We start from the raw sequence: 24,358 nt of genomic DNA on the forward strand, positions 1-24,358 counted from the left end.
GTGCGGGTGGGGATGTTCCACGCCGGCGCACCGGGATGCTCCGCCAAGCGCTTGTTTATCCTAGTGCGTATCGGTCTGAATCGGGCCAAATCACGGTGAAACCAGGGCGCTGAGCGCGATGTTCCACGCCCGGGCACGGCCAAGGCGACCGTCGGGTGGGTGCATCGATCCCGGGCGATCAGCTGTGATAGTTGTTGTTATCGTGCCTGATAGTAAGGGGCAAAAGCGTCACGAAATATTTTTAAAACGTTTTACGGTTTTCGATAATCAGAGGATGGGTCGCCGGTCGGGGGGCGCCGGCGACGGGGGGCTGGACGGTGCCGGGCCGTGGCGCGAACCGAGGAGGTGAGGGTGGGATGAGTGCATATGGGCAGACGCGGCAGGCGGCCTGTCAGTTGGCGGCCGACGGTGGCGGCGGTGCGTGCAGCCCTCGGTGGGCACGGGGGGCTGCAGGAGATCTCGGCCGGGGTCAACGACTGGATCGGCGAGGCGGCGTGCCGCTTTCAATTACCGGTGCTGCCCGAGGCGCTGCAAAGCGGGGTGGTGACGCTCTGGGAGAGCGCTTGCGTGGAGGCGGCGCGCCGGGGGCGACGGAGTGAGGGAAGGGAACTCCACCACCGCCGCGAACGTCTCGGCACCGCTCAGGACGCCGACCGGGCCGGGCCGGGCGGGGTGGTCGCCAGCCCCGTCGGGTCACCGGCTAGACGGCGCCAACCGTAGAGGGTGTCACGGGGAATCCCGTACTCGCGCGCCAACACGGGTACGCTGACGGGATTGGGGGGAGCCTTTTGGCCAGGAGGCTGGCTTTCAGTTCGTCCGAGTCGGTCTTCAAAATCCGTCGCCTCTTGGTGCGTCCCGGTGCCGGCGCGTTTGCGCCGCGCCCCTTGGGCGTCGCTGTCCAGTCGCCCTACGGGCTCCTTCCCAGCGACGCCCAAGGGGCGCTAGGCCCCAGGACTATAATGTCCTCATCCTCACACACATCCTCCCAAAGGGAGGCGACTTCTATCCTGACACCGGGGGAAGGAATCAACGCCAAAGCCAGCCGTCAAAGCAGTCTATCTATAGGTACGCCGAAGACCACGAGAATCAACTAAAGCGCGAGTTCCAGGAACGACGAAGGTCGCTGTACGCTGATGATCGACATCCAGGACTGTCCGACTCGATATCCCCTCATACCACCATCCGCACCAGACCGGTGATCACGCCGAAAATTCGTCAGTTGATCCGGAGACCTGGGGGCCGCGCCTCGTGGCGTTGGCCAGGCCCTTGGACCCCGGCGCGCCGGAGGATGAGCCACCCCGCCGAGGAGCTGTGACCACAACGGTAAAGTTCCGCATCACCGTTCTTCCTCGCCCCTCGGGCGCCAACATGCTGGCATAGGCCGATCTGTCGCCCATCCGTTGCCCGCGCGCCCATGTCTAGCCTGATGACCCGTTGCCGAGCCGCCTGGTCCGTCTTTCGCGCCGATGACCTCGAAGGCTCCTCCAGCGGTCCTGACGCCTCGGGAGCGTCCAGCGAGCTTGACCCGGCGCCGGAGATCCCCCGCTATCCGCCCTTCCTCAAGGGTTTGCCGATTGCCTCCACGGCCCAGATCCTCGCCACCCAGCGTCCCCTCGTTGCCAGTCTTCAGGACGCCCTGGCCTTTGGCGACGCGGATTTTCAAACGCTCGTCCTCCCCCTGGTCGAGCGCTACGCCGCCTTCGTTCATCTGCTGCCCGCCTCCGAAACCCATCACCATCGCGGCGCCGGCGGACTCTTCCGACATGGACTCGAGGTCGCCTTCCAGGCCGCCCGTGCCAGTCGCGGACGCCTCTTCGCCCTCGACCGTCTACCCGAGGAGCGGCGGATCCTCGAGCCCCGCTGGCATCTGGCGGCCGGCATCGCCGGGCTGCTGCACGATGTCGGCAAGCCGGTGGCGGATCTTTCGGTCGTGGATCGGACCGGAACCCACCGCTGGCAACCGCTCGACGAGCCGCTGGCCGAGTGGGCCGGTGCGCACGGTGTCGACCGCTACTTCCTGCGCTGGCACAGCCAACGCGTCCATCACGGCCATGAGCTCTTCACCGCCGCCGTGCTGCCGCAGCTCATGACCCGGCCGGTGCGCCACTGGCTGATGGACCCCGATCCCCTGGTCTGGCTCACCCTGGGCCGGGTGCTGGCCGGGATGGACGACCAGGCGCTGCTCGGTGAGCTGATGCGCGAGGCCGATCGGGTCAGCGTCGCCCAGGATCTGCGCGAGAACCGCCTCGACCCGGACGCCCTCTCGCTTGGGGTACCGATCGAACGCTATCTGATCGATACCATGCGCTCGCTGCTGCGCGACGGGACCTGGACGGTCAACACGCCCGGGGCGCGGGTGTGGATCTTTCCGCCCAACCAGGTGCATCTGGTCTGGCCCGCGTGCGCCGAGGCGCTCGTTCAGCGGCTCGCCAGCGAACGCATTCCGGGCATCCCGCGCGATCCGGACACCCTGGCGGACATCCTGATCGAGCGTCATCTGGCGCGGGTACGACCGCTGGGGGAGGGCGTGCCGGCGGCGCGCTACTGGCGTCTGGCTCCGGCCCTCCTGGCTCGAGAGCAGACGGTTGAGCTGAGCTTCCTGCGTTTGGCGAGCCCGGAGCTGCTGTTCTCGGGCGTGGTGCCGCCGGCTACGCCCTTGGTCACGACGGTTCCTGAGTCTGGCTTGGCGTCCGTCGTCGTGGCGGAAGCGGCGGATGTCGCACCAACCGTCACCTTGGTCTCCGCGACGGTCCCGGCGCTCGACTCCGGACAAGAAGCGGAAGGAGGGGCTCCAAAGGCCGGCGTGCCACGCCTCGCCGAGCTGGGTGGAAGCGCCACACTGGCCGAGCCCTCCGAGCGGGATCAGGCCCGCGATTGGCTAAGTCAACAGGGGCCGGCCGGAGACGTTCTGATCGCCCTGGCCGAGGCCTGTTCAAAGGATCGACTGACAACCGACGCCCGCCCAAGCCTGATTCAGGGCCAGCTCTTTCTGCCCTATCCGCAGGGGCTTGCCGGCTGGGACGTAGCCCCCGGAGAGATCCTTGAGACCTTCGTCGTCCGCGACTGGATCGAGCGTGATCCACTGCGGCCCATGCTCAAGGTCCGCGAGCATGACGGAGTCTCCGGCGTATGGCTGAGGCGGTCGGTCTCGCGCCGGTTGGTCGCTCTGGGACTGGGAGCCGACTCGGTCCCATCGCGTCCGCCGGAGACGATCCAGCCCCAATTGGTGGCCAACGAGGCCACCGACGGTGACGACCCGTCGAACCGGACCCGTGCGAAAGGCGTCCCCGCGACCCCCGCGACCGCGTACGCGCGGACCATCCGCCAACGTCTCCTCGCGCGCGATCCGACCCTGGGTCCAATCACCGAGCGCCCCGGCGCCCTCTCGATTCCCCTGCGTGGCCCCATCCTCGACGGCGCCCGTCGCGCCGGCGTCTCCGAGACCGCCCTGCGCCGTGCCCTTGAGCGCTTGCCGAACGCCCGTCCGGTTGAAAAAGGTATTCTGACCCTTGGCCTATAATCCCCCCTGGCGGCCCAACTTCGAGCGCGCGGCGCTCCTGACCTGGCTCGCGGTCGCGGCGCTGGCCGCCGCGCTACATCCGCTCTGGCCGTTGTCTCGGCGGCCCTTGCAACTGCTCGCGGTGCTGGCGATCCTGATGGGACTGCGCTGGTGGCCGGCCGCGCGACGTCACCGCCAGCGCCGGGCGCGTCTCGGCGGCCAGCCGCTGGCCTTTCTGGATCCCGAGCGGCTTCGCGCGCACGGCCAACGCCGCCCGGAGGATCTCTGGCTCGGCTGGGGCTTCGACTGGAACGCCGAGCACGCGCAACTCGCCCTGGAATTGATCCGCGTCGGTCCCGAGCGGATCGTGCCGCCCCATCCGGACCTCGGCGCGCACTGGCTGCACGGACTCAGCCCCCACGAGACCCCGGTGTGGCTGCCGGTCAGCCACAGCGCCGGCCATCTGCTGATCGTCGGCACCACCGGGTCCGGTAAGACCCGGCTGCTCGAACTGCTGGTCGCCCAGGCGGTGGAGCGCGGCGAGGCGGTGGTGATCCTCGATCCCAAGGGCGACCGGGATCTGCGGGCCTCGGCCCAGCGCGCCTGCGCACGCCGCGGCGAGTCCCAACGCTTCGTCAGCTTCCATCCCGCCTTTCCGGACCGCAGTCACCGCATCGATCCGCTCTACAGCTTCCATCGCGCCACCGAACTCGCCAGCCGCATCGCCGCCATCATGCCGAGCGTGAGCGGCAACGATCCCTTCAAGAGCTTCTCGCAGATGGCGCTCTCGCACGTCATCGGCGGCCTGCTGGCCGCTGGGGAACGGCCCAATCTGGTCAATCTGCGCCGTTATCTCGAAGGCGGGGTCGAGACCTTGGTGGTGCGGGTCCTCACGCGCTGGTTCGACGAGCGGATCCCCGGCTGGGAGGGCCGGGCGGCGCGCTACCTCGGCAAGGCCCACGACCCCACGGCCAAGGCGCGCGGCCTGGTGCGCTTCTATCAAGAGATCCGCACCCAGCACCCCTCCACCGTGATCGACGGGCTGGTCTCGCTGTTCGAGCACGACAAAGTACACTTCTCCAAGATGGTCGCGAGCCTCTTCCCCATCCTCAACATGCTCACCGCCGGGTCGCTCGGGCCGCTGCTGTCGCCCGACAGCGACGATCCGGAGGATCCGCGTCCGATCACCGCCATGGCGCGCATCATCGAGCGCGCCCAGGTCGCCTACATCGGGCTGGATTCGCTCTCCGACGGCCTGGTCGGGGCGGCCATCGGTTCCATCCTCATCGCCGACCTGGCGGCCGTCGCCGGCGATCGCTACAACTACAGTGTCCAGCACCGTCCGGTGAACGTCTTCGTCGACGAGGCCGCCGAGTTGGTCAACGATCCCCTGATCCAGCTGCTCAACAAGGGGCGGGGGGCGGGACTGCGCCTGACCATCGCCACCCAAACCTTCGCCGACTTCGCCGCCCGCACCGGCAGTGCCGCCAAGGCGCGCCAGGTGCTCGGCAACCTCAATACGCTGATCGCCCTGCGGGTGCTCGACAGCGAGACCCAGGAGTACGTCACCGCCAGCCTGCCCAAGGTCCGTCTCAAGACCCTCACCCGCACCCAGGCAACCTCCACCCAGCGCAACCCCCTGCAACACTCGGGCAATGTCGGCGAGCAGCTCAAGGAGGAGGCGAGCGAGCTGTTCCAGCCGGCGCTTTTAGGGATGCTGCCTAACCTGCACTACATCGCCCGACTGGCGGGCGGGCGGATCGTCAAGGGGCGCCTGCCGATTCTGCGCGAGCGCCCGAGCGGTGCCGCGGCGCGGGTCGCGGGGCGTCAGGGGAGGGCGCTCGCGGACCTCCAACCGATGGCACCGGTCGACTGACCATGCCGGCTCCGGAGTCTGGTCCGGCGCGCGGCCCGGTCGGTGCGGGTGGCTTGGCGGTGCTGCTCCTGCTTCTGGTGAGCGTGCTCGTCGTCGCACTCTGGGTGCCGACCGTCTGGCTTGAGCAGGTCCAGGCTCTGGAGCCGAACTGGTACCGGCAGGGACTCGGCGACCGGAGCGCCGAGGCCGTGCTCGCATGGGCGCAACGCCCGTGCTCCGGGCACCTGGGCGCGCCGGACCCCTGGTTCGACCGCGCCGGGGCGGTCCGACTCGAGGGGATCGATCCGGCCTGGCTCGCCGAGCGCTCGCGGGCGATCCGTCTACTGGCCGAGCTGGCCTGTCGGCGCGCCGCGCTGCTGGCGGCCTGGGCACCGGCGCTCGTACTGCTGCTCGTCGCCGGTGTGCTCGAAGGACACTGGCGCTGGCGGATCCGTCAATTGGGCTTCGACTACCCGAGCCCGGTCGCCCGCCAGGCCAGTCGCACCGGTCTGGCCCTGGTGGTCGGACTCCTGCTGTTGGCCCTATGGCTGCCGCTGCCCCTACACCCCTTCGTGATTCCCCTTCTGACCCTGATCGCCGTGCGCCTGATCGGCACCGGCATCGCCCATCTGCCCAAACAGCTGTGAGATCAACGCCACCGGATCAATCCGACGACGATCGACTTGGCTCGGCTTCGATCCATTCGATCCAGGTCGCCGAAGGCGGTCCTTGCGGGATGTCCTCGAAGCCAGCGCCATCGGCGACGGCGAAGCGCGCCTGGCCGGCGGGATCGTTCGGCGGCGAGTCGGGGTTGAGATAAGCGACCCCGATCCAGCCCGGAACCAGACGGTGAGGGATCCGCGACACCTCCAGGCCCCCGGGCCGAGCCTCCTTGGGCGCGGCCTCGGCGCGCACCAGGATGATGTCTCCCGGCTTTGCGCGAACGCTGGAGCGCAGCACCGAGATGACCTCCATGCGGTAGATCGCCTCCTCGCGCGCTCCAGCTCCCGGTCGAATCCGGGCCTCCAGCACACGCACCTCGAGCGCGGCGGCGGCCGCCGTCTTGGAGGCCGGTTGCGCCCAGGCGTGCGCGCACAGGAGCAGGAGGGCGGCGAAGACGGCGGGCGCGATTCGCCACGCATGAACGCTAGACATGACAGGATCCTCCACGAGTGGACGCGGTGTCCTTTAAGTCTAGCTCGGCGGCGGTGCGCCGGGAGGCGTCGGGAGCGATGCGAACCGCTATCGGTCGGAGTCCGCGCGGTCGCGCCTCCCTGTCCGGAAACGGTTCTTGGGCGAATAACCGTTGTTGGCTGACGCGAGGCGGGAAAGTCGGCATCGTGTCGCGCACCGAGCCCACTGTCCCGACCGAAGCGAGCGACCCCGATGGCGACCCTGGAACTGCCCCGTCACATCGACGATCCGCCGAACCTGCTGTTCTGGCGCATCGACGATGTCGCGCCCTTCTTCCTGGTATTGGCGATCGGCATCCTGGTCAATCGCCCGCTGCTGTTCATCCTGCTCGGGCTGGTGATCGTGCGCCTCTACGGCCGCTTCCGCGAAAGCCGCGCCGACGGCTATGCGCTGCACGCGCTCTACTGGATCGGGCTGATACCGATGGGGCATCGCACCACGCCCAACCCCTTCGTGCGGCGCTATCTCCCATGACCCTGACCGGCTTTCGCCACACCTGGTCGCGCCTGGTGGCGGAAAACCGCTTTCACCGCGGGATCCTGATCGCGCTGCTGGCCACCAACCTGCTCACCCTCGGCGCGCTGCTGCAGGCCGAGCGCACCGTGGTGCTGGTGCCGCCGATCCTGGAGAGCCAGGTCAACGTGGCGCGCGCCGCCGCCAGCCAGGAGGTCAAGGAGGCCTGGGCGCTGTTCGTCACCGAACTGCTGGGCAATGTCACCCCGACCAATGCGCCCTTCCTGCGTCAGACCCTGGAGCCGCTGCTGAGTCCGGGTCTGCGCCGCGCCGTCGCCGGGATCCTCGACGAGCAGGTCGAAGCCCTCAAGCGCGACCGGGTGAGCGTGCGCTTCGCCCCCGAACTCGTCCAGTACGAGGCCGCCACCGACCGGGTGCGGGTGAGCGGGCAGCAGGTCATCACCGGCCCCGGTGCCGACCCGGTGACCCGACCCCGGACCTACGAGGTGCAGGTCACCTTTCGCCACTACCGCCCACTGATCACGCACCTGGATGCCTATCCGAATGCGCGCGAGCGCCAGGGGCGCGGGGCGGATCCCACCGACGACGGCGCCTCGACGGCGTCCGCTCAATGACCACGCTCGGGCCGTCCATCCGCCCGCGGCGAAGGAGGATGGCCGATATGCCGCTCGCCCGCTTGACCGCCCCCCGCGCTCGATCGCCACGGCTCGCCTGGACCCTTGGGCTGCTCATCGCGGGCCTCGGCTCGGCCTTGGCCCAGCCCGAGGACATCGGCATCGAGCTGCCGCCGATCCCGGATGCGGTGCTCGCCGGCCAGCGGACGCTGGAGCCCGACGACTGGGGCGGGCGTTTCCGGCCCGTGAAGGCGGAGTCGCCGGCTCCGAGCCCGACCCACCTGGAGGTCGGCCCGGTGACGGTGGAGGCCACCATCGGCGTCAACCTCATCCTCGAGATCGCCATCGACCATTTGAACCGCATTCTCACCCCCTTCCCGAATCCACAGGTGCGCACCGTCTCGGAGGCCAGCACCCATGTCGACGGCTCGGCCCTCTATGTCGCCACCGCGAGCGAGACGCCGGTGACCCTCTTCGTCAGCGAGGCGTCCGATCCCAATCAGGCCCTCTCCCTGACGCTCGCCCCAAGGCGCATCCCCCCGCGCGAGATCCGGCTGGTCCTGACCGAGCCGCTCCCCAGCGCCTCGCCCGTCGCGGTTCCTTCCGCACCGGGTGGCGGCGCCGCGCCCGACTACGTCACGGCCCTCATCGAGGCCATGCGCGCCCTAGCCCGGGAGGAGATCCCTGAGGGTTACGGTCTGCGCGAGGCGCGGAGCCAGGAGACCGTGACCTGCCTCCAGCTCGGGCTCGAAACCCGCCGCGGTCAGGTTCTCGAAGGCGGCGATCTTTGGCTGGTGACGGCGCTCGCGCGCAACGCCACGGACGCCGAACTGGAGATCGAGGAGCCCGCCTGCCGTGCCGATCTCGACGGGGACACGGTCGCGGTGGCCGCCTGGCCGCAGGTCTGGCTGGCTCCGGGCGAGCAGGTGGAACTCTATGTGGCGGTGCGCCGTCCGACGCCGGAGGAGCGCCGCCCCGCACGGCCCTCGCTGCGGCGGGTGGGAGGCCGCTAGATGCCGCTCACGCCCGCCGAGACCTGGGAGCGCCTCTCGCCCGGCCTGCGCCGCGGGCTGCTGATCGGCGCGGTGCTGGGAGTGGTCGCGCTGATCGCGGCGATCGCCCTGGACGAGCCTGCCACGCCAGGCACGCGCGCCGAGCCGGCGCGCGAACGGCTCACCCGGAACCTGCTGACCGATGCCGATCCGCGCGCGCTCGGCATCGACGGCCTGGCCAATCGCCTGACCCAGCTTGAGCGCGAGCTGGCCCAGGCGACGGCGCGCGAGCGTCAGCGCGGCCCCGGCGAAGCGGCGACGCTCAACCGCCAGGTCGAGCAGCTGCGTCAGTCCCAGCAGACCGAGATCCAGGCCCTGCGGCAGGAGATCACCCGGCTGCGGGAGGATCTTCAGGCGCGTCCGGCGATGCCGACGTCAACCACAGTGCCACCCAGCCAGCCAGCGGCGTCTCCGGCCTCCGAGTCGAAGACGGCGCGCCCGCTCCGGCCGCCGCCTCTGGACGATCCGGCGCTGTTCGAGCGCCCGCCGGCCACGCCGCTCACCGCTCTGAGTCCATCGCCAGCGGCCCAGCCAACGCGGGCGAGCGGACCGCTGACGATCCGCGTGGTGGAGCAGGCCCCGGCGACGCCCTCGGCGGCGTCCGCGAACGCCAAGCAGGCCGGCGATCCCGCTGACACCGCCCTCCTGATCCCTGCCGGCAGCCTGCTGCGCGGGGTTCTGCTCTCCGGGATGGATGCCCCCACCGGACGACAGGCCCGCCGCGATCCCTATCCGGCCCTGGTGCGCCTCAAGCACGACGCCATCCTCCCCAACCGCTTCCGCGCCGATGTGCGCGAGTGCTTCATCACGGTGGCGGGCTACGGCGAGCTTTCGAGCGAGCGCGCCTTCCTGCGCACCGAGGTCATCGCCTGCGTGCGCCGCGACGGCGGCGTGATCGAGATCCCGGTCGATGGCTACGCCGTCGGCGAGGACGGCAAGGTGGGGCTGCGCGGGCGCCTGGTCTCCAAGCAGGGGCAGGTGATCGCCCGCGCCATGCAGGTGTCCTTCCTGCAGGGAATCTCGGATGTCTTCAACAAGTCCTCGGTGACGACCATTTCGACCACCAGCGACGGCAAGGTCCAATACCAGGACGTGTTGTCCAGCGATTCGGCGCAGGCGGCGGCCATCACCGGGACCGGCAAGGCGCTCGATCGGCTCGCCCAGTATTACCTCGACATGGCCGAGAACATCTTCCCGGTGATCGAGGTCGATGCCGGGCGTCCGATCGAGGTGATCCTCAATCGCGGGGCTTCTCTGCAACTGGCCCAGGCGAATCGTCGCCGTGATGGGCGGCGGTGAGGAGGGACTGATGCGTATCCGAACAAAAAAACTGGTGAGCCCATTCACCCTGGCTCTGGTCCTGCTCCTATTGGTCGGTCTGTCGGCGGGCGCGGTTGGCGATGAAAGGGCAGGGGCTGTGACCATGGAGCCCGACGACATCGCACAGCTCATGCTAGGCATCGACGGGATGCGCCGTCTGCCGGTGCCGGGGGTCCAGATGGTCCAGTCGGGCGAGCGGGTGTTCTTCGTCTCGACCAACGGGCGCTATGCCTTCCTGGGTCCGGCGATCGACCTCTGGCATGGGGAGCGCCTAACCTCGCTCGCCGAGGCCGACCGGCTGATGGGGCGGATCGACCGGACGCGCCTCAAGCTCGACGCCAGTGATCTGGGGGCGCTGGATCTGGGGGAAGGGGAGGGGACCGAGGAGGTCTGGGTTTTCCTCGATCCCGAAGGCCCACAGTGCGCCACGCTGCTCGATCAGCTCCAGGCGCTATCGCCGTCGCAACGGGCGCCCTATCGCGTTCGCCTCATCCCGCTGGGGGTGCTCGGCAAGCCGTCCCTGGCCACGGTGGTGCGGCTCAACTGTTTGGCCGAGCGGGATCCGGCGGCCGCGCGTGAGGCCCTGGTCAGCCAGGCCTTTGAGACCCTGCCGCCGGCCGAGGGCGCCTGCGGACAGGGCGCCCTCCAGCGTGCCCTGGTCACCGCCCAACTGCTCGGCCTCACCCAGGTGCCCTTCCTGATCGCACCGGACGGACGCTTGCACGCGGGCGTACCGACCGATCTGCTGGCCTGGCTCACCCGAGGTGTCCTGATCCTGCTGCTCACGGGCGCGAGCCTGCTGACCAGCGGCTGCGGCTCGCTCGCCGTGGGCGAGAAGCGCTTTGGCTGTAAGGGGCATCCAAGCGATCCCTTGTGCTTGCCCGCCTCGCGGGTCTATGAGCTGACCAATGGGACGGATGTGCTCCAGCCGCCCGACGGGGAGCGCGCGGCGGATTGGCCGCGGTCCGGCGAGTCGCCGCGACGCCCAACCCTGGGCACCGCGAAGCGGACCCGCGCGGCGGTCGGGTTCTTCGGTGAGGATGCGGATCTGTTCACAGTGGCACCGACCCCGGTCAAGGATCCGCCAGGTGACGAGCCGCTCCCCATCAAGGCGCCCGTGGAGGCTCCGCCCATCGTGGCCGAGGACGACCGGCTACAACCCCGCTCACGCGACCCCATCCCGCAGCGGGTACCCGCGCAGGTGATGCGTCTCTGGCTCGCCCCCTGGGAAGACGAGAACGCCGACCTGCACGCGAGCGGTTACGTCTTCACCGAGATCACTCCGCGCACCTGGAGCCTCGCCGCCGGGCCAGACCGCTTCTCCAACGCCCGGCTCAAGCCCCTCCAGGTCGAGGCGCGCGTCGCGCCGGGCGGCGGGGAGTCTTCCGCACCCCCGCGTCGCCAACCGACGTGCGCGGGCGAGCCCTGTCCCTCCGCGACCGGCGAGCCCCGGCGCTCCTTGAATTGATCGAACCGACAGAGGAAACCCCGATGATGACGTCTCATGACCGACACCACCTGGCCGGCCGGATGCTGTTCCTGGCCCTGGCCTTCGCCCCCCTGCTCGCCGCCGCCAGCTCCGGCACCGGCGACACCACCGGCACCGAGTTCCAGGAAGTCTACACGCTCCTCACCGGCTGGATGACCGGCCTGCTCGGCAAGGTCATCGCCATCGCCTTCATCCTGGTCGGACTGGTCGCCGGCGTGATGCGCCAGTCGATCATGGGCTTCGTGGTCGGCGTCTCGGCGGGGGTCGGGATGCTGGTCGCGCCGAACATCATCGACACCCTCTTCACCGCGACCCTGCCGCTCGCCTGAGGGGACGCTCGGTGGCTCTCTCCTGCGCCTTCACAGCGCCACCGGCCACTCCCGGCCGAGACCGGGCCGGCAACGGCCCATCCCCCGAATCAGAGAGGAGCGCCATGTCCCTGTGCGACCCCTGGCCCGAGACCCGCCACTATCTGTCGGTCCCCAAGGCCCTGTTCGCGTCCCTGGCCGAGCTGTCGCCGGCGGCGCGCGATCGCTTTCTGGAGCAGGCCCTGGCCCGCGTGCAGGGGCGCACGCCGGTGCTGGTGTGCGACGCCAACCGTCGGCTGCTCAAACCCTGCCATCCGGCGCGCGCCCGCGAGCTGTTGCGACGCCGGCGCGTTCGGGTGCTCTCGACCGATCCGCTGTTGCTGCAATTACACCGGGTCGTCGGCCCCGTCGCGATGGCGGGCGATGCGGAGTCCACCCGATGAGAGAGCGCCGTTTTCAGGGCGAGCGCGCCGCCGCGCTCTTTCCGACCTTGGCCTGCGATCCCGAGCCGGGGATCTTCCTGCTCGACGACCAGAGCCTCGCCTTCGGGTGGCACGGTCAGCCCCTGGCCGGGGCCGATCAGGGCCATGCCGACCGCCTCACGGCGCTGGTCAATCAGGAATGGCCGACCGATACCCTGCTGCAGATCGTCCTCTGGGCCTCGCCCGACATTGAGGCACCGCTCGCGGCGATGAACGGCCTGCGCACCGAGCTGCGGCATCCCCTGTTGCGCGCGGCGACCGCCGAGCGGGCGGCCTTTCTGCGCGCCGGGGTGAGCGCGCCGCTCATCCGCCAATCCGACACCCGGGTGCGTGACGTCCAGGTTCTGGTGACCGTCAAGCTCCCGCTGCCGGGTCCCTTGCCGAGCGCCGCCGCCCATCAGGCCGCGCTCGATCTGCGCGCGAGCACCGAGCAGGTGCTCTCAACCGTCGGACTTCAGCCCCGTCCACTGATGGCCGGGGATCTGGTCCGGCTCATGAATAGCCTGCTCAACTGGGGGCCAGAGGCGACCTGGCGCGAGCGGGTGACGCCCGAGGCGGATCCGACGCGGATCCTGCGCGAGCAGTTCCTCGACCCCGATCAGGCCCTGGAGGTGGACGCCCAGGGGCTGACGCTCGGCGACTGCCGGGTTCAGACCCTGTCGGTCAAGCGCTTTCCCGACCGGCTGCACTTTGGGCTCGCCGCGCGCTATCTGAGCGACCCCTTCTCGGGGACGCGCGGCATCCCGCACAACCTGCTGGTGTGTCTGAACCTCCACTTTCCCGAGCCCGAGACCACCCGCACGCGACTCCAGACCCAGAGTCAGTGGGCGACCAACATGGCGACCGGGCCGATCGCCGTCTATCTGCCGCGCCTGGCCGAGCGGGCGCGCGGCTTTCGCGTGCTCTTCGAACGCCTCGACGCCGGGGACCGGCCGGTGCGGGCGCATCTGGGTCTGGTGCTGTTCGCGCCCAAGGACCAGGCCACCGCCGCCGCCTCGAACCTGCGCACCTACTGGCGCGAGCTGGGCTTCCAGGTGGTCAGCGACCGTTTCTTCACCCTGCCGCTGTTTCTCAACGCGCTGCCCTTCGGCGCCGATCGCGGGGCGATCCGTGACATGCAGCGCTACCGCACCCTGGCGGCCTCGCACGCGGTCAACCTGATGCCGGTGCATGGAGACTGGAAGGGCAGCGGCACCCCGGTGTTGAACCTCGTCAGCCGCGGCGGGCAGCTCATGAACCTCTCGCTGTTCGACTCCGCCTCCAACTACAACGCCTGCATTGCCGCCCAGTCGGGCGCGGGCAAGTCGTTTCTGACCAACGAGCTGATCTCCACTACGCTCTCGGTCGGAGGGCGGTGCTGGGTGATCGACGTCGGGCGCTCCTACGAGAAGCTCTGCGAGGCGCTCGACGGGCAGTTCCTCGCCTTCACCCGCGAGACGCGGATCGGTCTCAATCCCTTCGAGCTGGTGGTCCATTGGGACGAGGAGGCCGACATGATCGCCGCCCTGGTCGGGGCCATGATCGCGCCTTCCGGCGGGCTGGACGATTACGCCCTCGCCGGTCTCAAGCGGGTGCTCAAGGCGGTCTGGGATGACCAGGGGGCGGCCATGACCATCGACGGGATCGCGCGGGCCTTGAGGGCCGAGGCGGATGCGCGCCTGAGCGATCTGGGCACCCAGATCTATCCCTTCACCACCCAGGGTGAGTACGGGCGCTTCTTCAACGGACCCAACAGCATTGAGTTCGCCGCCCCCTTCGTGGTGCTCGAACTGGAGGAACTCAAAGGGCGCAAGCATCTGCAACAGGTGGTGCTGCTGCAACTGATCTATCAGATCCAGCAGGCGATGTACCTGGGCGAGCGCGACCAGGCCAAGCTGGTGATCATCGACGAGGCTTGGGATCTGCTCGCCCAGGGCGATGTCGCCCGTTTCATCGAGACCGGCTATCGGCGCTTTCGCAAGTACCGGGGCGCCGCCGTCACGGTCACCCAGTCGCTCAACGACCTTTATGCCCATCCGACCGGGCGGGCGATCGCCGAGAACTCGGCCCACACCTTCCTGCTCGCCCAGCCGGCGCAGGCGATCGATCAGCTGCGCGCGGCCAAGCGCCTGCCGCTGACCGAGGGCGGGGCGGAGCTGTTGAAGACCGTGCATACGGTCCCTGGTGTCTATTCCGAGATCCTGGTCATCGGCGACTATGGAGCCGGGATCGGGCGCCTCATCGTCGATACCTTCCGGCAGTTGCTCTATTCGACCCACCCGCGCGAGGTCGCGGCGCTGACGGCGCTGCGCCGCCAGGGCTTGTCGATCGATGCGGCCATCCGTCGGCGGCTCGCGGAGCGCGGGCATGGTTGAGACGCGTCCACCGTCGGCGCCGGTCATCCGCGCCGCCCGGCGGCTCGGTCGTCCGCTGGCTCTGGCCCTAGAGGGTCGAGCGGAGCGGATGGCGGACGTCCCGTATGCGCCGGAGTAACGCCGCGCCACCGGCGCGACGCTGGGCGCGGCGCTGGGGGGCCGGTCTCCGGGCGCTCGGGTGGCGCTGGGCGGTGCTCGCCATCGCGGCCCTGAGCCTGGTTCTGGCTGTCGGCGCCTACGGGGCGATCCGCTACCGCCTCGGCCTCGATCTTCAGGCCCGCGGTTGCCTGGAGTCCGCGCGGGTGTTCCTGATCGACACCTTCGTCGGTCCCGAGGATGTGGTTCAGGGCGACCTGGTGGCCTTTCGCGCGCAGGGGCTGGGGGTGGAGGCCTTCGAGGGACGCCTGTTCGTCAAGCGCGCCGCCGGGGTGCCGGGGGATTGGGTGACGGTGACGCGCGCCGAGACCGCCATCAACGGCCTGCCGATGGTCGAGGGACTCGCGCTCGCCCCGGCCCTTCGGCGCGATCCGGCGAGCCTAGAGCGCCACGAGCGCGTCCCGGTCGAGCACTTCTGGATGCTCGGGGAGACCGCCGACAGCTTCGACTCGCGCTATTGGGGCTTCCTGCCGCAGGCGCGGGTCGTGGGGAAGGCGTATGCGCTCTTTTGAGTGGCGATGGGCGACGGTCGTGATCCCGGCTCTGGCGACCCTGGTCGTCGCCGAGCCTGGGGCCGGTGAGCCGTTACCGGATCCGGCGCTGCGCGATCGGGCGGTGCGGATTCAGGAGCGGGCGCTGGGGACGCCGCTGCCGGGATGGCTGACAGACCAGAACGCGTCGATCGAGGCGTGGTCGCGAGGGTTGGGCCACCTGGAGCCGGGCGCGCCGTCGTGGGTCAGGCTTCCGACCCCCGATGCGCCGTCGACGGGGCCAGGCGGCCGGGAACGGACGCTCACCATTCTCGCCTCGCGTGCCCTGGGCGAGGCGCAACTGCGCGAGCTGTTCGCGCAGGCCGCCGGTCGGCCCGAGGTGCGGGTGGTCTTTCGGGGCGTGGCGCCGGGCGAATCGCTGGGTGATTTTATTCGCCAGATCCACGGGCTTCTGCGTCAAGCGCGAGAGGATCTGGGCCGCAAGGTCGTTCCACGCGTCGAGATCGATCCGCGTCCCTTCCAGACCCCCTTGGTCGAGCTGGCTCCGACCCTGATCGTGACCGATGGGGCCGGGAAGGAGCTGGCCCGCGTCAGCGGGATCAGCCGTCCGGACTGGCTGCTGGAGCAGGTGGGGCAGGGGCGACGGGGCGATCTGGGGGTGCGCGGTCCGACCGTCGCGGTCAGCGAACCCGACCTGATCGCCGAATTGCAGCGGCGTCTGGCCGCCATCGACTGGAGCGCCCGGCGCGAAGCCGCCCTGGCGCGCTATTGGGAGCGGGCCGAGCTGGCCGAACTGCCAGCGGCGGAGCGCCCGCGCGAGCGGCGCCTGGAGCGGACCGTCGTCGTCGAGGCCGACGTGACCCTCCCGGACGGAACCGTCGCGATCCGTGCCGGCGAGCGCGTCGATCCGCTCGCGATCCTCCCCTTCCGTCAGCGTCTGTTCATCTTCGACGCCACCGATCCGCGTCAGGTCGCCGAGGTCGCGCGGCGCGGCGCGGCGAGTCGCGCCGAGGGGCGGCTGCCGCTCTATCTGGCGACGCGCCTGGATCGGGCGGCGGGGTGGGGCGGCTACCGTGATGTCCAGACGGTGTTGCAGGATTCGCTTTACCTCCTCACCCCCGACGTCCAGCGCCGCTTCCGGATCGAGCGGGTGCCGGCGGTGGTCGAGTCGCGCGATGGCTCCCTGGTGGTGTCGGAATGGGTGCCGGAGGGCTGAGGATGGGCAGGATCTGGCGGTGCCGCTTCCTTCAGGCCGCCGTACTGGTGGGTTTGTTGCTCGCGCTGGCCCTGACCGTGCGCGCCCAGGAAGAGACCACCGCCGGTCTGGGCAACGCCGTCTGTCCCGACGCCGAGCTGCTTGGCCCCAAGCTCATCACCGACATCTGCTGGAGCTGTCTCTTTCCGCTCAAGATCGCCGGGGCGCCGATCGGCGGCGGCTCCGTGCCGAGCGGGGCCAGCGACCAGGCGCTCTGTGCCTGTCCCGACCCGGCCGGTCTGCCGAGTCCCGGCGTGGTGATCGGGATGTGGGAGCCGGCGCGGATCGTCGAGCTGGTGCGGGTGCCGGGCTGTCTGCCCGCGTTGGGCGGTGCCCGGCTCGATCTGGGGTCCTGGCGCATGCTCGGCACGCCCGGTCAGGCCAACTACGACGGCTCCGACAAGGCGTTCTACAACTATCACTACTACGCCTTCCCGATCCTGGTGATGCTCGATCTGTTCTTTCCGGACCGCTGCAACGTCGATCACCTGACCGACTTCGACGTGCTCTATCTCTCCGAGCTGGATCCGACCTGGAACAACGACGAGCTGGCCTTCTTCACCAATCCCGAGGCCGCCTTCGTCGCCAATCCCATCGCTCAGGCGGCCTGTCTCGTCGATGCCGCCTCGGCCACCACGCTCCAGAAGCCGCTCGATACCCTGTTCTGGTGCGCCGGCGCCTGGGGCGGGCTCTATCCCTTCACCGGACGCACCCCGACCCTCAACGGGCGTCCCTCGGAGATGAGTCTGGCGAGCGCGCGGGTGCTGGCGGCCCTGCACCGGCGCGGACTGGCGCGTCGGACCGTCGGGGACGAGGCCCTCTGCGAGGCGCCCTTCGCGCTCATGCTGCCCAAGACCCAGTACCGGCTGTCCCAGTTCTATCCGCTTCCGGAGGCCAATTCCAACCACGTCATCGGTGAGAGCGAGTTGCGCTGGGGGATGTGGCGCAACGTCCCCGGCGTGGGCGAGGATCACCTCTATCTGATCTGGCGCTGGCATGACTGTTGTGCGACCTGGCTTTGACCCTTCAGTTCCGCTGTGGGTAGGCGCGGCCATGCCTGTGCGCACTGGAACCCGATGGCTCGTCTGGATCCTGGTTCTGGCGATCGTCTGGACCCCCTGGGCGCTGGTGTGGGGCGATGACCTGCGTCGGGCGCTCGACTTTGATCAGGCCGCTACCGATGGGCAGGGGTTGGGGAGCCAGCTCGGAAGCGATCCGACCCGCTTGGCCCCCTTCGATCAGCCGGACGACTACCGGGTCTATTTCCCCGGCGCCGAGGCGGGCGCGGTCACGGATTGGAGCGCGCTCTACGGTAATCCAATCGCCTTGGAGGCGGCGGGTCTTCAGACCCAGCAAACCCTGGTCGACACCCCCTACGCCGAGTCTTCGGCCACCGGTCAGGCGTACCAGACCCTGCTGGAGCCGGTCGAGCGCGAACGCACCGATCTAAGCGCCGATCCGCTGTGGGACTTCACCGACGCGACCCTCGGCTCGCTCGATGACTTCACGGCGACCTATGCCGACTGCACCTGGGACAACAGCTTCCTGAGCCGTCCCCGCACGGTCCATGTTCCCGACTATGAAGCCTGCCTGATTCCGGACAAGGACCAGCCCAAGCTCGGTTGCACGGCGACCCGCACCCTGGACGCCACGGTCCACTGGGATCCGGTCCAGGTGGGTACCGATCCCGAGACCGGCGAGCCCATCATGGAGCTGGTGCGCCGGGTCGAGAAGCGGGTGGATCTGTGGAGCTGGGAGTCGGCGGCCTGTCTCCAGACGCTCAACGAACGCCTCATGGACGGTTTCTGCCGCAGCGTCACGACCTGCACCGGGAATCCCGACGCCGACTGCGTCCCGGTCACCGGCGGTGAGCTGTGCGGGAGCGAGCTGGTCGCGCCGCCCTATCTGGGCGAGACCGGCAACGAGCCTTGGGAGCAGTTCTCCGGCATCGGTGCGGCCTGTCTGCAGGTCGGCGTCGCCCTCGACTGCACCAGTTTCAACGAGGGCCGGATGGATTGCTGGACCGATCCGGATGGCGTCACCCACTGCCCCGAGAATCCCGGCGAGTTGGACAACTGCGCGGCCCTCGACGCCAATCCCAACTGCCGACGGGTGAGCCGCCAGTGTGCCGAGGAAGCGACCGGCCGCTCGGGGGTCTGCTACGTCGATCAGGTGGTCTACGACTGCGGGACCGATCAGGAGATCGCCGGGATCGAGCGCACCTCGGAGCTGGAGTGCGGCGGGGAGATTCGTTGTCTGGGCGACGACTGTGTGGCGATCGCGCCGGAGTCGTCCGATGATTTTGATGAAGCCGTAGCGGCGCTCAATGCCGCCGAGATGGTCTCCCTGGATGCCGACTGTACGAGCGGAAGCTGCCAGGTGTTCAAGGGCGAGGCCCTGGAGTGCAAGCGCGCGGTTGGCGGGATCGTCAACTGTTGCGAGCGCCCGAGCGGGATTTCGCTCGGGCTCTATCTGCAGCTGATGTTCTCGGTCGCCAAGCTCGACAGCGTGACCCTGTCGCTGGTGAAGGCGGGCGTCTCCAATCCCGCCTTCGGCGCCTGGGAGACCCTGCGCTCACCCATGGTCGACACCTGGTCGGCGGTCAAGGACGCCTTCACCTCGGCGGTCAATAACATTACCGGCAACACCGCGGCGGTGACGACGGAGGCGGCCAAGCAGGGGCTGATCGCGAGCTTCAAGCAGCAGCTCCTCCAGCAGACGGTGCAATGGACCGCCGAGACCTTCGGCGCGCAGGCCGCCAATGCGCTCTTCGTCGAGGCCGCGAGCGGTGGGGCGGCGGTAGCCGCCGACGGCTCGGTGGCCGCGACCGTGGCCCTCAATCCCGCCATCACGGTGGTCATCCAATGGGTGATGTGGGCCTATCTGGTCTACACCATCGTCATGATCCTGATCCAGCTCATCTGGGAATGCACCGAGGACGAGTTCACGCTCGGCGTGCAGCGCGAGCTGAAGTCGTGTCACCGTGTCGGTTCCTACTGCAAGAAGAATTTCTTCGGGGCCTGCATCGAATCCCGTGACCGTTTCTGCTGTTTCAACTCGCCGCTGTCGCGGATTTTGAACGAGCAGATCCGGGGACAAGCGGGAATCGGCGGCTACGGGAGCGCCAAGCATCCCAACTGCGCGGGGATCGCGGTCGAGCGCCTGGCCCAGGTCGATTGGAGCCGCATCGATCTCTCGGAATGGCTGGTTATGCTCACCGAGGCGGACCTCATCGTCACCACGACCGATCTGGACTTGGAGACGCTGACCGAGGGGGAGGGCAATCGCACGGCTGATCGGCTGGAGGATCTGAGCGACGTCCAGACGGTCGGTGAGGCGAATCGGGCGGCCGAGGCGCAAGGCTGGGAGGAGACGCTGGAGACCGTGCCAGGATCCGCTGAGGCGACGCCTTGATCCGGACGATCTTGGAAGGAGATCGCGCAGATCATGAGCGCCTTGCTGGCAGGCTCCTCGGTCGTGGTGAAGGGCCGGGCGTGGTGCAGTTCTGCCACGTGCAGCGCAACCTCTCGCGCGAACCGGTGGCCGATCAGATGGCGCTGATCCTGGCCTCGCTGCGGCGCCGCGACGATGTGATCCTCTTCGCCGAGGCCCTGGAGGTCGCACCGACGCAGGCCGAGATGCTGGCCCAGCTCGCCGATCACTGCCAGCTTTGCGCGGGGATGGATGCCGACAACCGCCGGGCGCGGATTCAGCGCCTGCTGTGGAAATTCCAACTGACGGTCGACCTCAAACCGCTGGTGAGTCCGGACACCCGCGATTGGGTCGAGCAGTGGCTGATGGTGCATCCCATCGCCTTCGAGTCCGCGCGCATCCGGCGCGCCTTCGTCCGCGCGATGGTGCGCGACTCCGGCGGCATCCCGGCGGCCGTTCAGGGCATGCTCGATCAGGCGCTGGTCGAGCGCTCGGTGAGCCGCGCCACCTTGCGCGCGCTCACGCACGAGGCGGCGGTACGCTATCTCGACATGACCCCGGTGCTGATCCTGCTGGCGGCGGGATTGATGGCGCTGCGCTACATCAGTCGCGGGATGGGCATGCAGGAGATGATGGTGTTCGCGGGGGGTGGTACGTCGCTGTTCTGGGTCGTGCTCTACTTTGCGCGCATGATGCAGGCGTGGAGGCGCTGAGTGACACCATCGGCTGGAGCCGCCTTCTTCGACCCGGCCGTTAACGTCCTGCGACGATCCAACGCTACATCCAGCCAATCTGACGGTCATGGAGCGACCTGACCAGAGGCCCTGAATCGGGCACAGCGCTCAAACGTTGCCGGCCTGTTACAGAGCGCCTCGCCCGGTCTCCTGCGTCGCGATTTCGGCCTAACAGGCGACGCTTGACTAGCTCGCATCGTCGTTTGGCGTCGTCAGGGATGAAGCACCACCATGTCGCGCGAAAATGGAAAGAATGTTTCGCTGGCAGGCGTATTGCTGGTATTCGGCCACTGGTAGTAACTACCCTCGGGGTCACCTTGGAGGAAGACACGTACTCGTTTGTTGGCCTGTTCTTGCCCAACGATTCGCCGCTTATAACCAGTGATCGGTGTCCCCCATTGCTGGGCCACTTTTCTGATCATTCCGGACGCACCGCCGATGCGGCATGTGAGCATGATGACACTGTAGAGCCTTTGCGCCTTGAACGCCGCCGAAATATCTTCGTAGGCTTTCCAGTTATTCAATCGGGTCTGCGCCGTTGTGCTCTTGCTGTCTTCATCGTCGGCCTTGCGGGAGCGATACGGCTTGGGTGGGGAATCGGCGTAGAAGACCTGCGTATGATGGAAAACAAGTTTGTTTTTTGGTGTATCGGAGGGTGGCTGATCGCCCACGAGCAGTGCATTGCGCCCGCCAATCTTGAACGAGCCCAGCGGCCCCAGGTCAAACATCCCGTCATCCTTAGAGACATCGGATGGAATTCCATGGCCGACACTAATGATCACCGTACCGCCCGCACCCGCGAGCGCGATTGCATGCTTATAGACCCGGGCGATGTTTGCCGGACTCTGCCCGGCGGGAATCGGCACCTTTACGCGCGCCTTCGGCTCCGCCGCAACGAACTGGTCGGCCCATTTCGACCACGGCTGTGCGGTCTCGCTGATCACCACCATGCGGGGGCCAGAGGTCTTGATCACCCTGGGGGCGGCCAGCAAGATCCGCCCGAACATTAAGCCTGCTCCACCCAACAACAAGAGACCTGACTCAAAGGCGTGCATGCCCTCGTCGAGCGAAGCCATTGTCATCTTGCCAACGATATCGTCGGCCTTCTGCTGGTAGGTGCGGTTGATAATAGTGCGCGCTTCCTTGTACCGAAGCACGGCAGCGCTGGTCGAAGCACCGTACCTCCACTGATCCAGCTCGGTGGGCTCTATCACGGAACCATGAAGCAGGGTCAATGCCTTTTGGATCAAGAAGACATGTAAACCCGAGTCACCTAGCAGAATGTGCTTCGCGTCTATTACCGCGCATTGCTGACAGCGCTCGTTGCCGGAAAACCAACTCGATCGTAGTGGCATGATATGATGACTCCCATGAGAATCAATGTTGTCAAATACCCGGCAGATCAATTAAATGCAGGCGCTCGCAGTCATCCGTTCGCAGGCGCGCAATTCACTGGCTGCGACGGCCGTGCGTCCAGTCATTCGATTTTTCGGCGCACGCGCACATTGCCTGCAACTCGCGAGCGATCATCGTACCGGCCGAACCCCGTGCGTCAGCAAGTCTTCGCTCTGGCTAAAGGTTGGGGAGTTCCGGGACAGAGTTCCGGGACAGAGTTCCGGGGACGGTGCGGCCTGGCAAGGCTGCGTATTCTAGCGGGTGGGAGCCCCGTCCGGGTAATCGCTAGCCACGAGCCCGGTATCGAGCCTTGCGGCGCGGCTGGTAACAGGCGCGTCGATGCGTAGGCACGAAAGCAGGCGAGGTGTAAGGGTAACGGGTGGAGCCGACCTTGAAGGTATTGAGCCCCGAAAAGAACATGGGTGAGTGCCGACGGGTTTGTCCCCCCGGCAGGCAACAGACCGTGTCGCGCTCTGGCGAGTGGCACGGGAACTCCCCGGGGTCCGAGACCGCATCGAGCCTGACATCGAGAGTACGTGGTAACCAGGGAGATCCGTGTATCGGTCCGCCGGAGGCGGGCACCCGCGAACAAGTGTCAAAAGCGAGGACGCGGGCAGTGATGCGCGGAAGTCGGAGCCACCTAGAGTAGCGGTGATACCCGGTAATGCGGGTGGAGCGAAGGGGTGGCGGTTTGAGACAACGCAAGAGTGAAACACGGCCCTACACCGAGAGGACTCTGACCGTGACCAGCAAGCTTGAGCGTTTCACACTGAAGGCGCACGCGGAGCCGCACACGCGGTTCACGTCCCTGATGGGCATGCTGTTTGACCCGGAGGGGTTGCGCGAAAGCTTCGAGCGCCAGGACGGACGCAAGGCGCCCGGAGTCGACGGGGTCAGGAAGGACGACTATGCCGTGGGTCTGGACGCGCGTCTGGAAGATCTGTCGGCACGGATTCGCCGTCTGGGGTACCGGCCGCCGCCGGTGCGGCGCACCTATATCCCGAAAGGGGACGGCCGCTATCGGCCGTTGGGGGTGCCGAGCTTCGAGGACCGCCTGGTCCAAGATCGCCTCAGCCGCATCCTCCAGGCTATTTGGGAGCCGGAGTTTCGGGACGGCTCGTTCGGGTTTCGGCCGGGCCGCAGCGCGCACGATGCGCTGCGCCGGGTGGCCGAGGTCATCACCAACGGGCGCACGCAGTGGGTGGTGGAGGCGGACATCAAAGGCTTCTTTGACCATCTGTCACACTCCCAGCTCATGGAATTCCTGGAGCACCGCATCGGCGATCCCAATCTGTTGCGGATCGTGCGGCGGTTCCTGAAGGCCGGCATCATGGAAGACGGCGCGTTCACGGCGAGCGACGAAGGCGCCCCGCAAGGGGGTCTGGTCTCGCCCGTGCTCAGCAATATCTACCTGCATTATGTGCTCGACCTCTGGTTCGAGAAACGGTTTGCGGGGACCTGCACGGGGCGGGCGTACCTGATTCGCTATGCCGACGACTACGTGGCCTGCTTCGAGCACGAAGGAGATGCACGGGCCTTTCTCGGCGAGATGACCGCACGCCTGGCGCAGTTCGACCTGGAAGTCGAGCCGAGCAAAACGGCACTGCTGCGTTTCGGCAGCGAGCAACTGGGTCGGACGGGGGCGGAAACGCCCGGACCACGGACCTTCAGCTTCCTCGGCTTGACCCATTACGTTGGGAAGAGCCGAACGGGGCGTTTCGTCGTCGGGCGCAAGACCGACGGCAAGCGGGTCCGCAAGAAGCTCAAGCTCCTGAGCGAGCGCCTGCGTGGGTTGCGGGCGCAAGGCGGGCGGGCGATGGTGGCTTACCTGATCCGGCATCTGCGCGGCCACATCCAGTACTACGGTGTGAGCGGCAATAGCCGGGGCGTGTCGGGTTATCTCTACGCGGCCACGGGCCTGTTGTTCAAATGGCTCAACCGGCGCAGCCAACGTCGTTCGTTGACCTGGAAGCGCTTCTCTGCGGTCATCAAGCCCATGCTCCCGACGGCGCGGATCATTCACGACCTCTACCCCGTCCCTTGGTGGAAGACTCAAGCTGGGAGCCGGATGGTGTAACACTCCAAGTCCGGTTCTGCGAGGAGCCGGGAACGAACCGTCGTATGGCCGAGATCATGTGGCACCGCCGGGAAACCAGGCGGCCAACGGAGAACACAAACGTCAGCCTAACCGACGGCAAGGACCCGGCTTACTCTCCGTATATGTAACTCGAGGCACAGGCCAGCGTCGGCTGTC

Annotated in this window: 20 protein-coding genes; 18 read left to right on the plus strand and 2 right to left on the minus strand. The window is 68.0% G+C overall.

Annotated elements, in window-relative coordinates; translation table 11 throughout:
* Nucleotides 1–366 precede the first annotated feature (366 nt).
* The 4 genes from CKO27_RS05875 to CKO27_RS05890 all read left to right on the plus strand — a co-directional run bounded on the left by CKO27_RS05875 (nt 367) and on the right by CKO27_RS05890 (nt 6,001).
* Nucleotides 367–720, plus strand: a complete 354-nt coding sequence (locus tag CKO27_RS05875; protein ID WP_242470759.1) for a DNA-binding protein — start codon at nt 367–369, stop codon at nt 718–720.
* A gap of 694 nt (nt 721–1,414) precedes the next feature.
* Nucleotides 1,415–3,520, plus strand: coding sequence for a MobH family relaxase (gene mobH, locus CKO27_RS05880; protein ID WP_200373950.1), 2,106 nt, complete (start codon nt 1,415–1,417; stop codon nt 3,518–3,520).
* Entirely contained in the window at nt 3,510–5,375 is a 1,866-nt protein-coding gene (gene traD, locus CKO27_RS05885) for a conjugative transfer system coupling protein TraD (RefSeq protein ID WP_242470760.1), read from the plus strand. Before mobH ends, traD begins: the two co-directional genes overlap by 11 nt.
* A 2-nt stretch (nt 5,376–5,377) precedes the next feature.
* Nucleotides 5,378–6,001, plus strand: a complete 624-nt coding sequence (locus CKO27_RS05890) for an IncC plasmid conjugative DNA transfer DtrJ family protein (protein ID WP_200373951.1) — start codon at nt 5,378–5,380, stop codon at nt 5,999–6,001.
* Between the two features lie 16 nt (nt 6,002–6,017).
* Here CKO27_RS05890 and CKO27_RS05895 read toward each other — a convergent pair whose 3' ends face one another.
* The gene (locus CKO27_RS05895) at nt 6,018–6,509 is read right to left on the minus strand and encodes a hypothetical protein (protein WP_200373952.1); all 492 of its coding nucleotides are present in this window, start codon (nt 6,507–6,509) and stop codon (nt 6,018–6,020) included.
* 231 nt (nt 6,510–6,740) lie between these two features.
* On the opposite strand from CKO27_RS05895, the gene traL reads away from it, so the two are divergent.
* The 13 genes from traL (at nt 6,741) to CKO27_RS05960 (ending at nt 20,688) form a co-directional block, all read left to right on the plus strand.
* Entirely contained in the window at nt 6,741–7,022 is a 282-nt protein-coding gene (gene traL / locus CKO27_RS05900; protein WP_200373953.1) for a type IV conjugative transfer system protein TraL, read from the plus strand.
* The gene (locus tag CKO27_RS05905; RefSeq protein ID WP_200373954.1) at nt 7,019–7,636 is read left to right on the plus strand and encodes a TraE/TraK family type IV conjugative transfer system protein; all 618 of its coding nucleotides are present in this window, start codon (nt 7,019–7,021) and stop codon (nt 7,634–7,636) included. Before traL ends, CKO27_RS05905 begins: the two co-directional genes overlap by 4 nt.
* Before the next feature lie 47 nt (nt 7,637–7,683).
* Nucleotides 7,684–8,649, plus strand: a complete 966-nt coding sequence (locus CKO27_RS05910; protein WP_200374042.1) for a TraK domain-containing protein — start codon at nt 7,684–7,686, stop codon at nt 8,647–8,649.
* Nucleotides 8,650–9,987 (plus strand): TrbI/VirB10 family protein, encoded by a 1,338-nt coding sequence (locus CKO27_RS05915; RefSeq protein WP_200373955.1) that lies wholly within the window; start codon nt 8,650–8,652, stop codon nt 9,985–9,987.
* A gap of 10 nt (nt 9,988–9,997) precedes the next feature.
* Complete coding sequence (locus tag CKO27_RS05920) at nt 9,998–11,476, plus strand: TraV family lipoprotein (RefSeq protein ID WP_200373956.1); 1,479 nt, start codon at nt 9,998–10,000, stop codon at nt 11,474–11,476.
* A 23-nt stretch (nt 11,477–11,499) separates the two neighbouring features.
* The gene (gene traA / locus CKO27_RS05925; protein WP_200373957.1) at nt 11,500–11,826 is read left to right on the plus strand and encodes a TraA family conjugative transfer protein; all 327 of its coding nucleotides are present in this window, start codon (nt 11,500–11,502) and stop codon (nt 11,824–11,826) included.
* Between the two features lie 104 nt (nt 11,827–11,930).
* A complete protein-coding gene (locus CKO27_RS05930; protein ID WP_200373958.1) occupies nt 11,931–12,248 on the plus strand; it encodes an RRXRR domain-containing protein in 318 nt (105 codons plus the stop codon).
* Nucleotides 12,245–14,641 (plus strand): type IV secretion system protein TraC, encoded by a 2,397-nt coding sequence (gene traC, locus CKO27_RS05935; RefSeq protein WP_200373959.1) that lies wholly within the window; start codon nt 12,245–12,247, stop codon nt 14,639–14,641. Before CKO27_RS05930 ends, traC begins: the two co-directional genes overlap by 4 nt.
* 104 nt (nt 14,642–14,745) lie before the next feature.
* Nucleotides 14,746–15,309 (plus strand): signal peptidase I, encoded by a 564-nt coding sequence (gene lepB / locus CKO27_RS05940; RefSeq protein ID WP_200373960.1) that lies wholly within the window; start codon nt 14,746–14,748, stop codon nt 15,307–15,309.
* A 19-nt stretch (nt 15,310–15,328) separates the two neighbouring features.
* Nucleotides 15,329–16,504 carry a TrbC family F-type conjugative pilus assembly protein gene (locus CKO27_RS05945; protein ID WP_338115908.1) on the plus strand — a complete coding sequence of 392 codons (1,176 nt, stop codon included), beginning with the start codon at nt 15,329–15,331 and terminating at the stop codon, nt 16,502–16,504.
* Nucleotides 16,505–16,506: 2 nt separating this feature from the next.
* Nucleotides 16,507–17,565 (plus strand): TraU family protein, encoded by a 1,059-nt coding sequence (locus CKO27_RS05950; protein WP_200373962.1) that lies wholly within the window; start codon nt 16,507–16,509, stop codon nt 17,563–17,565.
* A gap of 31 nt (nt 17,566–17,596) precedes the next feature.
* The gene (traN, locus tag CKO27_RS05955; RefSeq protein ID WP_242470761.1) at nt 17,597–19,957 is read left to right on the plus strand and encodes a conjugal transfer protein TraN; all 2,361 of its coding nucleotides are present in this window, start codon (nt 17,597–17,599) and stop codon (nt 19,955–19,957) included.
* 83 nt (nt 19,958–20,040) lie between these two features.
* A complete protein-coding gene (locus CKO27_RS05960) occupies nt 20,041–20,688 on the plus strand; it encodes a hypothetical protein (protein WP_200373964.1) in 648 nt (215 codons plus the stop codon).
* Between the two features lie 233 nt (nt 20,689–20,921).
* On the opposite strand, the gene CKO27_RS05965 is transcribed toward CKO27_RS05960, so the two are convergent.
* Nucleotides 20,922–22,064: a hypothetical protein gene (locus tag CKO27_RS05965; protein WP_200373965.1), complete on the minus strand. Its 1,143-nt coding sequence runs from the start codon at nt 22,062–22,064 to the stop codon at nt 20,922–20,924.
* 782 nt (nt 22,065–22,846) lie between these two features.
* On the opposite strand from CKO27_RS05965, the gene ltrA reads away from it, so the two are divergent.
* Nucleotides 22,847–24,181, plus strand: a complete 1,335-nt coding sequence (gene ltrA, locus CKO27_RS05970; protein WP_200373966.1) for a group II intron reverse transcriptase/maturase — start codon at nt 22,847–22,849, stop codon at nt 24,179–24,181.
* Nucleotides 24,182–24,358 lie beyond the last annotated feature (177 nt).

The sequence above is a fragment of the Thiocystis violacea genome (assembly GCF_016583575.1).
GTDB classification, from domain to species: domain Bacteria; phylum Pseudomonadota; class Gammaproteobacteria; order Chromatiales; family Chromatiaceae; genus Thiocystis; species Thiocystis violacea.